This is a genomic window from Methanobrevibacter sp., assembly GCF_017539065.1.
In the GTDB taxonomy this organism is placed as follows: domain Archaea; phylum Methanobacteriota; class Methanobacteria; order Methanobacteriales; family Methanobacteriaceae; genus Methanocatella.
In genome coordinates, this window is record NZ_JAFYHP010000030.1 from 44,615 (window position 1) to 59,518 (window position 14,904).

Here is a 14,904-nt window from a genome sequence, read left to right on the forward strand (position 1 = left end):
ACACACTAATTAAGTTCAACATGGTTGTTATCAATTTTGACCTTGTTGTTGGCGATCATTAAATCTAAAACACTATTGATTCTCGCTGCAGTCTTTTTGGATGTTGACCTGAATCCAAAAGTACGTGAAGTCTCTTTTGGGATTTGGTCTGTGGTAATATCCGGATAATAAGTTAATACAAGCTCAATGCTTTTGGCTATTTCCTCATCAGAAATCAGTTCAATATTTGGTTTGTTTCTTCTTCTGATTACTACATTATTGTTTGCCGCATCATATAAAAAGTCGCCGATTCTAATAATGCTTCCTGAGCTTTCAGCAGTTTCAATAGCGTTATTGACTGTTTTCTTCAAATTTGCTCCCGCACGATTGATATGGCAACTGTCCCTAATTCTTTTTGTAACTTCGCTTACATGAATCGGACCTTCAATATCAACAATTTCTTTGACGGAATCCGCTACAGTATCAATCGGTTTTTTATACAAATCATCTGCTGAATACAAACCGATGTCTGATGATTCGACATAATCGATTATATTATCTTCAAGTTTCCTTTTGCCGGGCAATCTGTGATTGTCGAAAGCCTTTAACTGATTGTCTTGTCTGCGCCTTTCTTTTTCAATTTCCTTATAATCTTCATTTGCTGAAAATATGATATCTTCAAGCGCTTGATCTTTCAGTTCCTCTCTTCTAGATTGTTCGTGAACGGTGACAATAACATTTTCATCACTTTCAATCTCTTTTCTAAGAGCTTCCATTTTCATTTCTTCTTCTATTCTCAGCTCTTCTTTTTCAGCGAAAGTTAATCCTTCCTGTTCCCTTTTGAGGATTTTATCAGAATCATCGTCACTTGGCATATTCAAGTAATCGGCAGGATTGTATTCTTCTGTTCTATCCACTACTGAAACATAGTCTATTTGAGTTGGATTTTCAATTTCCTTTAAGGATTTATTGATGTATCTCATATCCTTCTTGATTCCCCTAAGGGATTCTTTAACGGATCTAGGTTTTTCATCCTCATAATAGAAATTGTTCTTTCTCAGCATGCTTGTGACATCATTGGAACCCTGATAATATGTAACTCCATCATCTTCAGGCTCGGCTTTAGCTTGCTCCTCAACAACATCTGAAGTTTCATTATCTTCAGCTTCAGGAGCTTCATTTTCAACATCCCGACCGGATTCTTCTATAATCTCATCTTCTCCCAAATCAGAGCCTTTCTCATCCACATCAATCTCAATATCTTCAAATGCCTCATCAATATAATTGTTTTTAGCTTCATCCACAATATTTAAGACATCATCATCGTTATCCCAATCAGGCAGATTATCATTGAATATATTCAATTCCTCATCATCCCAATCTTTGAAATCATCATTAACAATTTCGGCTTCAACAACGAAATCATCTTTAGGAGAAGGTTTATGTAACGGCAATTCCTCATCTTCCATAAATTCACCTTTAACTGTTTTGACTTCCTTAGGCTGTAGTTTACTTTCCCCACTTACAAAATCAGAAATGATGGATTTTGCATAATTGCCTCGTTTATGTTTGTGATTTGCTGCTTTTTCATCAGCAATTTCAGAAGTTTCATATTTTCCATTATCAGTGCTTGCTTTTTCATCAGCATGACCATCATCTCTAGGATTATCCTCATCTAAGGCATCAGATTCAGATTCCTCATCATTGCTGTGGTCAACATAAATATAATCCTCATCAGAACCCAAATCAACTTTTTCATCTTTTAAACTTTCTTGCGGTTCAGATTCCTCATCATTACTGTGGTCAACATAAATATAATCGTCATCTGAACCCAAATCGACTTTTTCATCCTCAAAGTTCCTAGATTTGAATTCCTCATCGTGAATTGTATTTTCTGATTCTTTTCTAGATTCTGTTTTTTTATCTGAGCCCCTTTTAACAGTTGATTTTAAATCTTTTTCAGGGGCCAAATCAACATTGTCCTCAACAATCGGTTCATCTTGAACCTCTTTTTCAATAGTTTTATCAAATTTCACTTTTGGAACTTCCTCTGTTGCAGGTTCCTCAGCTATTTCATCATTGCCGTGGTCAACATAAATATAATCGTCATCAGAACCCAAATCGATTTCCTCATCAGCTATAGGTTCTTCTTTAGTTTCCTTTAAATCATTTCCCAAATCGGGATTTTCACTCAAATCCTTTTGGAACTTAAGGGATTCGAATAATGAGTCTTTTTTATTATCCTCACTGGAATCATGCATAGGGTTAATGAATGATTTTATTCTGTCTTTAACTGATTGTGATTGTTCATCTTCCTGAGTATCATCTGCATAATCCTTTTCATCTTCCCACACTTCAGCATTGTCTTCCGGAGATACGCCTTCATCTGATTCCCAAATTTCAGCATCCTCATCAATTTTTGAAGATTCAGTATCCTGATAATCCTCATTTTCAGGAGTTTCAGCAGCGACGAATTCAGATTCATCAATCTTAAACTCTTCTTTTTCAGGAGTTTCAACTGTGACGAATTCGGATTCATCAATCTTAAACTCTTCTTTTTCAGGGGTTTCAACTGTGACGAATTCGGATTTCTCTTTGATTTCAGTTTTGTTATCTTCATTGACTGATTCATAAGGCGCTTCCATATTTTCATCTGAATCGTCGAATAAGTCTGAAGGGTCTAATTTGCTCACGTCAATCGGTTCTTCCAATATGTCTCCATCATCTACCTTTTCAACTTCAACAAAATCACTAGGGCCGATATCATCCATATCAATTTCATTAGCTTCTGATTCCTCTTTTGCTTTTCTTTCTGCTTCTTCCCTTTCACGAGCTATGCGTAACTCTTCAGCTTTTTTCTCAGCTTCCAATTTTCTTTTTTCAGCTAATCTTTTTTCTTCTTCAGATTTGCGTTTTTCTTCTTCACGGGATTCCCTAATTGATTTTTCAACATAATCCAATAATTTTTTACGTCCCAAATCTCTATTTCTATACCAATCAGTGGACCATAAGTGATATAATTTCCAGCCCAATCCTGTCAGGACTTGCTCACGAAGCCTGTCCCTGTCACGGGCTACCTTACTTGAGGCATACATTTTTCCATCAGTAGTGATTCCTAAAATGTATTTTCCAGGATTTTCATCATCAACAATAGCTAAATCCACTCTAAATCCTGCACAGCCAATGTGCTTATGAACTATATAACCATTTTCCTCCAAAAAGCTTGCAATTGCATCTTCAAATGGTTCATGTGAGGATTCTTCAACACTATGGGTTCCCAATGTTAAGTTTTCGGCATATTCCAGGAATTCTTTTAATGACTTTACACCATATGGTGGATTGGCGGTTAAATTCATGTCATAAGCCTTAAAGTTTGAAAATACTACACATTTTTCCCTTGCACGAGTAATCAATACGTTTAATCTCCTCTCACCACCATCCTGATTTAGAGGACCGAAGTTAAGTGACATTTTTCTGTCCTGGTCATAACCGTATCCCACACTAATCAGAATAACATCCCTTTCATCTCCCTGTATTGTCTCAAGGTTTTTAACGAAGAAACGTTCTTCCTTATTATCTGAGAATAATGGTTCGTATTCCGGATGCTCCTTACGTTTTACTTCCAATGCCTCGAGTATGGCATTCTTTTGTGCAACGGAAAATGTTCCGACACCTAAGCTTTTTGAATCACCGTATTTTTCAAAGTGATTGAAAATCTCTTCCACAACATCCTGTGCTTCAAGAGGATTTGCAGAGGAAGCTCCCCTTAAATATTCGGTGTTCGGATTGTAGTGGAATTTTAAACCTAATTCAGGGTCTGAATGTGAAGGTGAAGGATAAACCAACAAGTCATCATCATAGAATTCCCTGTTGGATACTGTAATTAATGATTCATGGCGTGAACGGTAGTGCCATTTAAGCATTTTAACCGGGAATGACAATTTACACAAATGCAATATGCTTTCCATATCAAGAGAGGTTGCTTCTTCCTCATCACTTTCTGCATCAGACATCTGATCGAAAAATGATGTTGGAGGCAATTGCTGGGTGTCTCCCATAACCACTGCAGTTTTTCCTCTCATAAATGCGCCTAGCGCATCTTCAGGTTTAACCTGACTTGCTTCGTCAAAAATAACTACATCAAATTGCAATTCCTCATTTGTCGGATCCAAGTATTGGGCAATGGACAATGGGGACATCATAAAACAAGGTTTGATTTGCTTTATCATTCCGCCTGCTTTTTCCAAGAGTTTTCTGACAGGCATGTGCCCGCTTTTTCTTGTAAACTCTCCTGCCAGTATTTTTGCCTGAGGATTTTCTGTTCCTCCGAAAATTTTTGGGATATTGCTGTTTAGCTTGTGGTAAATCCTTTTACGATTCAGGGTTAGAATCTTTTTGTCCAAATCCTTAAATTCGCGAATGCGGTTTTCGTGTAACTCACCAACGAATGTTGCCAATTCCTGATTTTCTATAAATAAAATATTTAATAATGAATCTGCAAAGTTTCCATCTACCAATGCTTCAATATCATATTTTTTAATGTTTCTTTTCTCAATTGAATCTACAAACATTTTTGCATTAGAAGTCTTGAGTGCATTTTTGGTATTCAAGTATTGGGACCATAAATGAAGGCTTGATAGCTGTCCTCTCCAATTATACAACTGTTCTTTCCATGCTTCAAATGGCACATCGCCGGTTTCCCTTTTAAATATTAACTTGCTTCTTGGATTCAACTTATCTTTCAGTCTAGACAAGACCCTTACAAACTCTTCGCCTGAGTCTATGTATTCGGCCAGGTCCCTTTCGGGATTAATGTCAAACAGGTCCTTACTCATCAGTTCAATGGTATTTTGGGAAAATGTTCCTTGCCTGACTAAAGAGGTGAATTCATTCATCCAACGAGCAATAGCTTTTAAATCATTAGGATTAGCGTTTAAATGCCAGTATCCTCCATAATATTTTTGACCTAAAGCATTATTTGCTTCGAGAGTTTTTCTAATTTTAATCACTGCTTTTGCTTGCTGCAAATCTTGAATAATTTCATCAATACTGTCGGGGACAGGTACGGCATAATATCTTTCAACAAGTTCAATGTGCTGTTTGTTGTTGAAGAATCTGAACTTTTTAGTTGACAATGCGCGTAACTGGTAAATCAGTCTGTCAATGTCTGCCTGGAAAATGCTCTGATTGAATTTGGTTAATGATGAGGAATATTTTTGATACTTTTCCAGTTCCTGTATTAATCTGAAAGCATCATCATTGTTGTTATTCCATGCCCCGGATTTAATTATGCTTCCATCAATCAATTCGGCATTTTGAGATTTGATGATTTCAAAAGCGGACAATGAATTCTGGAACTCGTTTAAAGTATCCGGCTGTTTAATTCCATAAATGTCATAGACTCTTCCACGCTCCACCAGGAAATTGTCCAATGCATGCAGAGTGTCATTGATAAGCATTTCAATTTCTCTCAAATCGGCGGGAAGCAAACTTTTTGGTGCGCATTTGCTCCATGGATTTTCCTTAGAAATTGTTTGATATAACTCGGCCAGGTTTTCCAAAGCTATTTTCATGTCATCCAAATCTTTTAAGGATACATTTTCAGGATTTTCAAACCTGACTAACGGCATTATTGTGCCTTTTCTTGCAAAATGATCATCAGCAGCCTCTTTCATTCCATACAATTGGAATGGGGATAAATTAACTGCAAATGCAGGCATGTGAATAATCTGAGAATAATCATCCAATTGGCGGCGCAGGGTTTCCAATTTGCGGATGGTCTGGTCAATGTTTAAAGGTTCATGAGCCCTCACATTGGTGGCCTTCTGCAAATCCTTCAGGAATTTTTTACGTCTGGTTTTGTGTGAATGCAATTCCAGAACAAATTTGCCCAAACCTACTGCAGTCAAACGGTCTTTTACAACATCCAATGCGGCCATTTTTTCTGAAACAAATAAAACTGATTTGCCTTCAGCCAATAATTCGGCTATCAGGTTTACGATTGTCTGTGATTTGCCTGTTCCAGGAGGCCCTTCCACAACAAGGTTGCGGCCTGCCTTTACATCCTGAATGGCCGCAATCTGTGATGAATCCGCATCCAAAACCTGATACATGCTTCTGTATTCCAGCCTTGAATCAATGTCCTCTTCACGGAATGCCTCTTGATCGTTTTTAGCCGGATTGAAAATGGCTTGAATCAATTCGTTTTTAGTCAAATCAACATTTTCGGCCCATGCTTCCGGGTTCAAATCATTGTACATTACAAATTTTGTAAAACTGAAGAATCCCAAAGCGACATTGTTGTTGACTTCCCATCCCTCCATGCGGGATACTGAACGTCTGACATTGGCAAGATAATGGTCGATGACTTCACCATATTTTTTAAATTCAAAATCGGGAAGCTCAATTCCCGCTTCAAGAAGTTTTGCCTTAAGTGAGATGTTGGTCTGAATATCTTCTCCGGTCCATTCAAGATTAAATGATTCGCCTACTTTTTTCCTCTCCATGGAAACCGGAATAAGAACTAGAGGCGCCTTGTTCTTTTGCCTTGGTTTAGATTTGTCTTTCCACTCTAAAAAGCCAATAGCCAAATATAAAATGTTATAACCCTGTTCCTGAAGCATTGTTTTTGCTTGGTTATTGATGTAATATAATCTTTTTTGGAGTTCCTTAGGGGTTAAATCAGTGGCCAGTTTCTTATCCCCTTCACTGAATTTGGAAAAATCAAAGGGAATGTGGTCCCAAACGGATGATTTGTCTTCCTTCTTATCCTTCTTATTGGCTACAAAATACATCTTGTTTTCTTGCAGGACCAATGTTTGATAAAGATTTGTAGGGGATTGATTTACGATAGTAATGGTTTTGGCTCTTGATTTAAAGTTAAGAAGTTGATTTCTTAAAGTTAAGTCTAATAACTCCTTACGTAAATTCCTAAATTCCTTTTCGATTATATTCTCTGATTTGTTTAACATGATGACCCTTTATTAGTGTAAAAAAATTTAAAAATGCATATATAATTATAATTATATTAATTAATAAAGTTTTCTAAATTAAGTAAATTCAGATAAAATCTTTTAAAAATAAAAAATAATACATTTTAAAAAATTATATATAAAATTTAAAAAATCTAATTATTTATAAAACTTATAAGGACCAAAATTTTCTATTTTTTGACTGGCGATTTTTGATGCGAAATTTCCTGCAATTTGTGAGGATTTAAACATTAATTTCTGTGAAACATATGCCGCCATATATGTATCCCCGCAGCCGGTGGTATCCACAAGATTGTCACATTCCACCGCATCAATTCTGATTTCACCATCGGAAACTATTCTGGATCCGTTACTTCCATCAGTTATGACAATCTCATCCACATCATAGTCCAGACCAATGAGGTTTTCTTCAGCCTCATCCAAAAATATTGCATTTACACCTGATAAAATGGTGGTCAGCTCGTTGAAGTTGTCTAATTTTATAGTATAATTATCGTTTACTTGCCTGTCCTGGACTCTCAGAAAACCTTGCACTGAAATGAAAATCGGAACATTGAAGCTTTTCAAATACTCTATTGTTTCACAAGGAAAATCATACCTGTTGAGCGGATTCAAAACAAATGCATCAATGTCTTCAGGCAGGACGCTTTCCAAGTCACTTTTCAATATGGGAATGTCTGCAAAGTTGCTCAACTGGTTTCTGACGTTCAAATCATCCTTTGACGGATAGCTGTTTACAAAAAAATGAGTGTTGTCTTTCAGAATCACCCTTACCTTATCGGCTGAAGGAAACTCCCGAGACAGACTTTCATCGCCGCAGTTAATAATGGCCAAATAGTCGCTGTAGAATTCCTCAAAAACGAAAGACTGAAAGTAAGTCGCACCACCTATCTTATGTGAGCTTTCATCTCCGATTACAACCTTGTCATGTGTTACCGGACCAATAACTACCAATGTCATATAACCACGGGTTTATCCTTTAAGTTATTTATAATTAATCGAATTCGATTGTGATGTCAACAATGTGGTATCTGGAGGCAATTGCATAAATCTCCCCTTTGATTTCCTCCTGCATTTCCCAATTGTTAATCGAAACCTTTACAGTAAGAACAGAATCGATTCCGTCAAGTGACCACACGTGAAAATCATCGATTGCATTTACTCCATCAATTGCATTGATTGAACTTCTGAATTCATCAACATCAAAATTATCAGGTGTTTTTTGAAGCAAAACCTGAATTGACTTTATCAGATTTCGTCCAAGATTAAATATCAGCCACAATGCAATCCCAATTGAAACGAATGGATCCAAATATGGTGCGCCATCCCAAAACATCATAATCAGGCTTAAAACCAGAATCGCTATCCATTCAAACACATCACCAAGCTGATGTAGCAGAATCGCCTTCTCATTGAATGTCTCTCCATGATGAAGCCTGTAGACAGAAAGTGACTTGAACACTATTCCAATGAGTGCAACAACAAGCATTCCCCCGGCATCGACCTCTTCAGGTGCAAACAGCCTGGGAATTGCCTCATTCAATATTATGAATGCCATTATGATTACAAAAATGGATATTATTACGGCTCCAAGAATTGAAAACCTCTGATAGCCATAGGAATATTTGTCTGATGAATCCTTTTGGGCGATATGCTCCAAAAACCAAGCTAGAGCAATGGAAATGGTATCTGCCAAATCATGAATGCAATCGCTTAGAATTGCCATACTGTTGGTTGCAAGACCTCCTATTATGACAATGATGTTGAACGTCAAGTTCATGAAAAAGACAAAAGCCAGATTCTCTCCCGCTTTCTTGTGATGATGATGCGTATCCAATCTCATGACCTAATATTTAAAAAAAATAATATAAAAAGGTTATTTAATCTCTAAAGAAAAAAACTTAAAGTTAAGTTTATATAACTAAACACCTAAAATTATAGTAGTGATTTAAAATGGCAATAGTTGGAACTACAATATTTTCACATATTCTTCCGGTAATTTTCGGATTTTTCTCATTTATATTAATTATTTCCGGATCCCTGGAAGAGGATAAAGCTAAATTAGCTTTAGGCGTTACATTATTCATTATAGCATGCGTATTCCCATATGTGATTTTAAGTGTCCTAGTCTAGAAGTTTAACTTCGCCTGAATGAAGACTAGTTCCGATCAACACTTTTTTTATGCCTAATGATTCTAATTCACCTAAAGAATCCCTATTTAACCCACCTGCAATTATTAATTTATCTTTAAGCTCGCTGAATTCTTCAAGTAATTTTTTGTTATATCCCTTTTCCGTACCGACACCAGTAATGTCCAAAAGGATGATTTCATTTGGATTCAATCTTAATAAGATCTCTTTCAAATCGGATAAGCTTAAGTCCAAGTGATTTGCAAGCAGTTCATTATTTTTAGTGTCAATGCTTACAACAATTCTCTCTTTTGGATATTTTTCAAATATTTTTTCCATCTCTTCAATACTTTCAAGAGTTTCAGTGGGAATTATTACCTTATAAGCATAATTTAAGAAAAATTCAAAAGATTCGCAATTTTTAACACCTCCATCAAACATGACAGGGATGATTGTATTGACCATTTTAATATCATTGATGTTATGTCCCTTAGATTCGATTAAATCCAGATCCGCAATGTACATTTCATCCGCACCGTTCAGTCTTAAACCCTGAGCAATATCGACTGGATTGGCTGATGGGGCAAAAACGGTATTCAATGGTTGGTAAGTGTCTCTCATTCCTGATTTGCCGCTTACGGCCTGGTGTTGTTTTAAATCTATGACTGGAATTTTCTTAATCATAATATAAAATTAGGAAAAACTAGTATTAAAAACTTAAGGAGGTGAGAGAAACTGAAATGTTTTTCAGCAACTCTCGAGTATATAAAAAATAATGATCAATTTAAGGTTATAACAATATGCTATGAACCCCTTATTTATTAAATTAATTTGCATAGTATATAAATGTTACTATAATTTAGAAAAATTAAAGTAAACTTGAATAAATAATTTATAATATTTCTCAAAAATAATAAACAATACGTCAATTTAATGTCAAAAATATTTACATGAATGTCAAAATATCTAAAAATCATAAAACACTAAATTTTGAAAGCCTGAAAATATGTAAAATATTATAAAATTTGCTTGATAAAGTTAATTTGAAAAAAGTAAGAGTGAATGAAGTTTGAAGTAATTGAAAGAGGGAATTTGAAAGATAGTATTACGTGTTTGTCCTTAATTTGCTAAGCTATTGAGATTACTCCAAACTCTATATAAAAATTATACTTTATAGTATAAATACTTTTTTGTAAAAAAGTAATACTTATTATAATAAAAAAGATAAAAAAAGTAATAATAGAGTTTTGAAAAAAAATAATTAAACTCTGAAATTCTCGTCAATATAGGAATCAAATTTTATATAGGCTTCATCAATAGCTTGGGCAATTTGTTCTTGAGTAATTTCAGATAGCTCATCAAAACTAACTCCAACATCAACATCAACATCTAATTGATTGTTTTCGTAGTTTAAAAGAATGTCCAAATCCAAATCCTCAATTTCCTTAGCTGGCAAAGCTTTTGAAACTTCGCTTTCTAAGATTTCGCCGAAATCATCGGAAATGGTTGCAAGATCATCTTGGGTTAATACTTTCAGTTTTGACATAAAAATCTAAAAAAAGAAAAATGAAGGTTTAAGCCTATTGGCCCATACCTTGCATAGCTGCCTGGATAGTAGCTTGCATTTCTTCGAGTTTTTTCATAACCCTTTCTTCTTGACGAGCCATGGTCTGTTTTCTTAACTCGAGAGTTTCTAATTTATCTTCCATATCAGCTAAAGCATCATTGTAGTCCACTTTAATAAGTAAAGTACCTGCTTGTTTAAATACTTCAGTATTTTCATCGGTTTTCTTGAGTTCTTCTAACGCTTTTTCAGTTTCTTGAATTTGTACTTCAACATTTTGAACTTGCATGCTTACAGCTTGAGCTTGTTGTTGTAATTGTTGAAACTGATTTAATTGTTCTTGAATGTTTTCAGGAATCTCCATATTATCACCTTTAATTATTATATAAGTTTAATTTGTTAAATTATTTATTTCTAATGCTAATTTAATCCACTTTATTGCAGAATTGACAGAAGCTCTAAATGATGTAGAATCTTCCGCATCAATATCAATAATGATATTAGGCCCATCTAACCTGATAGTCATGGATGACCTAAAATCAGGAGCAGTTTCAAATTCTAAAATTATTGCATCATAGACAATTTTAGCCTGACCACTACTTTCAAATTCAACAGTTATATTGCTTTTAACTCGTTCCAGAGGACTTTCATCAATCATTTGAGACCTCTAAAACCTTTTTAACATTAATCTGGAAATTCAACTTATCTCCAAATTTATTAATGAAATGGATTCTAGCCACTGAATCTTCACTTTCAGAAACTAGAATATAGTTTTCCTCAGCTTCATATACTAAATCCAAGTCTAAAATATCACTTAACACGTCAAGTTGCTTTACTTCAGACACTATTTTCAATTGTGAAGGGGCAATATTGGTTTTCTCATTATCAAGAGTTACTCCTATAAGTATTGTGAGCAATAATTCCCCTTTATTTGAAAAGAAAGAAATTCTACTAGGATTTCCTTTGATTTCATTAACAATAGCTAAATTATATTCATCAACTTCTAATGCCTTCAGCAGCAACTCGCGCATATTCATTTTGCCCCTATTGACTGAGGTTGAACCTGTTACGCGAGCCAAATTTTTACAGAACTTTCTAGTTTTTTGAGAAGGTTTTCTAGAAGTTGAGATTAACATTTAAATCAAAAATAGTAAAAAATTTAGTAAAAGCAAAGGTATTATCTTGCTTTTATAATTCTAGTGGTTTCTGGAACATTTTTAAATAAAATCCTATATCTGCATTTAGGACATTTATTTTCCATGTAGCTTTTATGGTCTACTTCTGCTCCACAACGTGGACACCTGTACAAGGCTATTCCTCCACTTTAATGTCTCTGATACTGCGTGCTGCAGATTTTGCCATAGGAGTTTGAGGTATGTATGCTCCTCCAGTGAAAACTGCACCGCATTTTCTGCATTTCCAAATTCCAGCAGCTTGTCTTTTTACGTAAGGTCTATCACATTTAGGGCAAACATGATTTTTTTTCATGTTTTCTTCAATGATTTTAACAGATCTTTTTGCTTTTCTTCCGTATCTTGCACCGAACCTTCCTGTAATACCCACTTTTTTAGTTCTTGCCATTTATATTCTCTCCGTAATAATTAAAATTTAAAATAAATTGATTATCTAAAATAATCATAAAATAATCTAATATGATAATATTAGACTAACTAATATTTAAAGGTTTGCTTAAAAATAGTATTTTAAGCAAAAAATGACTTTTTGATGAGAAAAATTTTTGCCTATAAATCATTTTTGTCAATTTCAAACTTCTCATCAAAAAAATTTAAAATGATATCCAACTAATCAAGTGTTGGATAATTAGGACTTTCATTAGTGATTAACAAGTCATGAGGGTGAGATTCTTTAATTCCACTACTTGTAATTCTAACAAAGTTTGCTTTTTCTTGCATTGTTTTAATATCTTTAGCACCACAATAACCCATAGAGGATTTTAAACCACCGACCAGCTGGAATAGGATTTCAGCAATTGTTCCTTTATATGGTACTGCACCTTCAATTCCTTCTGGAACATATTTTGTGTGGTTCATTTTACTTTTTTGGCCTTGGAAGTATCTGTCTGCTCCTCCATCATATTCGCTGGTCATTGCACCCATTGATCCCATTCCACGGTATTTTTTGTATTGTTTACCATGCATGATAACAATTTCACCAGGCGCTTCCAGGGATGCCGCAAGCAAGTTACCGAGCATTACTGCATCAGCTCCTGCACCAATAGCCTTTGCAACATCTCCTGAATATCTAATACCCCCATCAGCAATAACAGGGATGTCATAATCGGCTGCTGCATCAGCAACATCAGAAATTGCAGTCAATTGCGGTACACCGACACCAGCTACAATACGGGTGGTACACATTGAACCCGGACCGATACCTACTTTAAGTGCATCTACACCCATTGAAATTAAGTCTTCAGCCGCTTCAGCAGTTGCAATGTTACCAACACATAATTCAGCATCGATATTATCCTTAATAGTTTCAGTGAATTTGACTACATTCATGTTATGGGCATGAGCGCAGTCGATTGAAATGATGTCCGCACCGGCTTGGTCAAGTGCCATTGCCCTTTCTAAATCGAATGGTCCGCATGCAGCGGCGACTAAGAAATTGCCGTCTTTATCTCTTGCCGCATTAGGATATTGTGACTGATTTAAAATATCTTTAATTGTAATGATTCCTACTAATTTGCCATCACGAACAACAGGAAGTCTTTCAACTTTATTATCATAAGCAACATTCAATGCTTCTTCAGAAGAAACTCCCTCTTCAACAGTGACCACATCAGAAGTCATTATTTCTTTAATTTTTGTTGTTGGTTCAGATTTTAAAACTGGCCTTATGTCTCTTTTAGATATAATTCCAATAATTTCATCACCATCAACAACTGGCAAACCGCTGATAAGCTCATCACGCATTATTGCTTCAGCTTCAGCAACAGTAGAATCCTGAGTAATAGTTACAACATCACGAATGGTTAAGTCTTCAGCATTTTTAACCTTTTTAACTTCTTCAACTTGTCTTTCAAGTGTGATGTTTCTGTGAATTACACCTATTCCTCCCTCTTGTGCCATAGCTATTGCAAGTTCTGCTTCTGTAACAGTATCCATAGCAGCACTTAAAACCGGAATATTTAATTTAATTCCTTTTCCTAATTCAATTTTAGTATCAATGTCTTTTGGTTCAACATAACTTGCATTAGGGGTTAAAAGGAAATCATCGAAAGTGTAAGACATTCTTGCTTCTTGTACTTTTTTTGAAAATGACATGAATAACACCTAAATTAAAATGAATCTAATAATTCTTTAAGTTCAGCTACTGCAGTGTGGTGTATTTTACCAGTATTTCTGTCTCCACCAATACATGCAGCTCCTCTAATACCAACGACATCACAGCCGATATCGTGTAATGGTTTTAATTGGTCTTTTTTTACAGAACCTGCAAGTGCAGTCAATAAGCCGTAACTGTGAGCTTCTTCCACAAATTCTTTTAACTGATCAATATCCAAATAATCAAATAATGTATGACCGTCTTTAACAGCAGTGTCAAGCATTGCAAGGTCGCATCCTGCATCCTTTGCAACCTTTGGTATTTCCATCGGGTCGACTGCACCTACACGGTGAGCATCAGCATAACCTGCCGCTACAATAATTGTATCTTCACTAACATCTTTTACAGTTTTTACAACGTTTTCCATGACTTCAACCGCTTCATCATGGTCTTTTGTTCCATATAATCCAACTTTAATATAATCCGCCCCGGAAACGTGAGCGCCCATTGCTGCAAGTGAAACTGTACCAGGTTTGTAAGGCACATCCCCTAAAGTAGCGCTGACAAGCTTGTCTTCAGGAGTTAATTCCCTGATTTCTTTTATAACCCATGGGAAATTAGCTCCAAGGGAACCTTCCTTAGGGTTTTTCACATCAACAATATCTGCTCCACCTTCAATAGATTCGAGAGCTTCTTCACGATTTATAGGACTTATCAATAGAAGCATAAATTTCCTCCAATAAAATATAATTTTATAATATAATAATATTACTTCTTTATTATTTATAATATTATTGTTTTTAAAGAAAATGACTCTTTCAAAAACTTTGTTGATTTGAAATTTTTTAATGAAAATTAGTTTGTAATTTTTAATTTTGCTTAAAAATAGTTAAATTTAATAAATAGGTGGAGTAAAAGTTTTTATTATGCATAACCAAAAAACAAATACTC

Annotated in this window: 13 protein-coding genes; 1 reads left to right on the plus strand and 12 read right to left on the minus strand. The window is 35.1% G+C overall.

What is annotated here, in order from left to right:
- Positions 1-5: 5 nt before the first annotated feature.
- From IKS50_RS08345 to IKS50_RS08355, 3 genes are all read right to left on the minus strand, one after another.
- Positions 6-6,950 carry a DUF3320 domain-containing protein gene (locus IKS50_RS08345; protein ID WP_292848298.1) on the minus strand — a complete coding sequence of 2,315 codons (6,945 nt, stop codon included), beginning with the start codon at positions 6,948-6,950 and terminating at the stop codon, positions 6-8.
- A gap of 159 nt (positions 6,951-7,109) precedes the next feature.
- Positions 7,110-7,931, minus strand: a complete 822-nt coding sequence (locus IKS50_RS08350; RefSeq protein WP_292848301.1) for a PfkB family carbohydrate kinase — start codon at positions 7,929-7,931, stop codon at positions 7,110-7,112.
- A 34-nt stretch (positions 7,932-7,965) separates the two neighbouring features.
- Positions 7,966-8,814 carry a cation diffusion facilitator family transporter gene (locus IKS50_RS08355; RefSeq protein ID WP_292848304.1) on the minus strand — a complete coding sequence of 283 codons (849 nt, stop codon included), beginning with the start codon at positions 8,812-8,814 and terminating at the stop codon, positions 7,966-7,968.
- Positions 8,815-8,924: 110 nt separating this feature from the next.
- Here IKS50_RS08355 and IKS50_RS08360 point away from each other — a divergent pair, with 110 nt between their 5' ends.
- Entirely contained in the window at positions 8,925-9,104 is a 180-nt protein-coding gene (locus tag IKS50_RS08360; protein ID WP_292848307.1) for a hypothetical protein, read from the plus strand.
- Here the strand turns inward: IKS50_RS08360 and IKS50_RS08365 are convergent.
- From IKS50_RS08365 to IKS50_RS08405, 9 genes are all read right to left on the minus strand, one after another.
- Positions 9,096-9,785 (minus strand): HisA/HisF family protein, encoded by a 690-nt coding sequence (locus IKS50_RS08365; protein WP_292848310.1) that lies wholly within the window; start codon positions 9,783-9,785, stop codon positions 9,096-9,098. The genes IKS50_RS08360 and IKS50_RS08365 overlap by 9 nt on opposite strands.
- Positions 9,786-10,362: 577 nt before the next feature.
- Positions 10,363-10,647, minus strand: coding sequence for a DUF3194 domain-containing protein (locus tag IKS50_RS08370; protein WP_292848313.1), 285 nt, complete (start codon positions 10,645-10,647; stop codon positions 10,363-10,365).
- 34 nt (positions 10,648-10,681) lie between these two features.
- The gene (locus IKS50_RS08375; protein ID WP_292848316.1) at positions 10,682-11,029 is read right to left on the minus strand and encodes a prefoldin subunit beta; all 348 of its coding nucleotides are present in this window, start codon (positions 11,027-11,029) and stop codon (positions 10,682-10,684) included.
- A 27-nt stretch (positions 11,030-11,056) separates the two neighbouring features.
- Positions 11,057-11,323 (minus strand): KEOPS complex subunit Pcc1, encoded by a 267-nt coding sequence (locus IKS50_RS08380; RefSeq protein WP_292848319.1) that lies wholly within the window; start codon positions 11,321-11,323, stop codon positions 11,057-11,059.
- A complete protein-coding gene (locus IKS50_RS08385; RefSeq protein WP_292848322.1) occupies positions 11,316-11,801 on the minus strand; it encodes a Brix domain-containing protein in 486 nt (161 codons plus the stop codon). Before IKS50_RS08385 ends, IKS50_RS08380 begins: the two co-directional genes overlap by 8 nt.
- Positions 11,802-11,842: 41 nt before the next feature.
- Complete coding sequence (locus IKS50_RS08390) at positions 11,843-11,974, minus strand: DNA-directed RNA polymerase subunit P (protein ID WP_082706360.1); 132 nt, start codon at positions 11,972-11,974, stop codon at positions 11,843-11,845.
- Between the two features lie 2 nt (positions 11,975-11,976).
- Complete coding sequence (rpl37A, locus tag IKS50_RS08395) at positions 11,977-12,246, minus strand: 50S ribosomal protein L37Ae (protein WP_292811270.1); 270 nt, start codon at positions 12,244-12,246, stop codon at positions 11,977-11,979.
- Positions 12,247-12,467: 221 nt separating this feature from the next.
- Positions 12,468-13,952 carry an IMP dehydrogenase gene (gene guaB, locus IKS50_RS08400; RefSeq protein ID WP_292848325.1) on the minus strand — a complete coding sequence of 495 codons (1,485 nt, stop codon included), beginning with the start codon at positions 13,950-13,952 and terminating at the stop codon, positions 12,468-12,470.
- A gap of 14 nt (positions 13,953-13,966) precedes the next feature.
- Entirely contained in the window at positions 13,967-14,680 is a 714-nt protein-coding gene (locus IKS50_RS08405; protein WP_292848328.1) for a (5-formylfuran-3-yl)methyl phosphate synthase, read from the minus strand.
- Positions 14,681-14,904 lie beyond the last annotated feature (224 nt).

Excerpts from the sequence above, each read along its gene's own strand:
- IKS50_RS08345 (WP_292848298.1), bottom strand. The coding sequence starts at position 6,950 with ATGTTAAACAAATCAGAGAATATAATCGAAAAGGAATTTAGGAATTTA.
- IKS50_RS08350 (WP_292848301.1), bottom strand. The coding sequence starts at position 7,931 with ATGACATTGGTAGTTATTGGTCCGGTAACACATGACAAGGTTGTAATC.
- IKS50_RS08355 (WP_292848304.1), bottom strand. The coding sequence starts at position 8,814 with ATGAGATTGGATACGCATCATCATCACAAGAAAGCGGGAGAGAATCTG.
- IKS50_RS08360 (WP_292848307.1), top strand. The coding sequence starts at position 8,925 with ATGGCAATAGTTGGAACTACAATATTTTCACATATTCTTCCGGTAATT.
- IKS50_RS08365 (WP_292848310.1), bottom strand. The coding sequence starts at position 9,785 with ATGATTAAGAAAATTCCAGTCATAGATTTAAAACAACACCAGGCCGTA.
- IKS50_RS08370 (WP_292848313.1), bottom strand. The coding sequence starts at position 10,647 with ATGTCAAAACTGAAAGTATTAACCCAAGATGATCTTGCAACCATTTCC.
- IKS50_RS08375 (WP_292848316.1), bottom strand. The coding sequence starts at position 11,029 with ATGGAGATTCCTGAAAACATTCAAGAACAATTAAATCAGTTTCAACAA.
- IKS50_RS08380 (WP_292848319.1), bottom strand. The coding sequence starts at position 11,323 with ATGATTGATGAAAGTCCTCTGGAACGAGTTAAAAGCAATATAACTGTT.
- IKS50_RS08385 (WP_292848322.1), bottom strand. The coding sequence starts at position 11,801 with ATGTTAATCTCAACTTCTAGAAAACCTTCTCAAAAAACTAGAAAGTTC.
- rpl37A (WP_292811270.1), bottom strand. The coding sequence starts at position 12,246 with ATGGCAAGAACTAAAAAAGTGGGTATTACAGGAAGGTTCGGTGCAAGA.
- guaB (WP_292848325.1), bottom strand. The coding sequence starts at position 13,952 with ATGTCATTTTCAAAAAAAGTACAAGAAGCAAGAATGTCTTACACTTTC.
- IKS50_RS08405 (WP_292848328.1), bottom strand. The coding sequence starts at position 14,680 with ATGCTTCTATTGATAAGTCCTATAAATCGTGAAGAAGCTCTCGAATCT.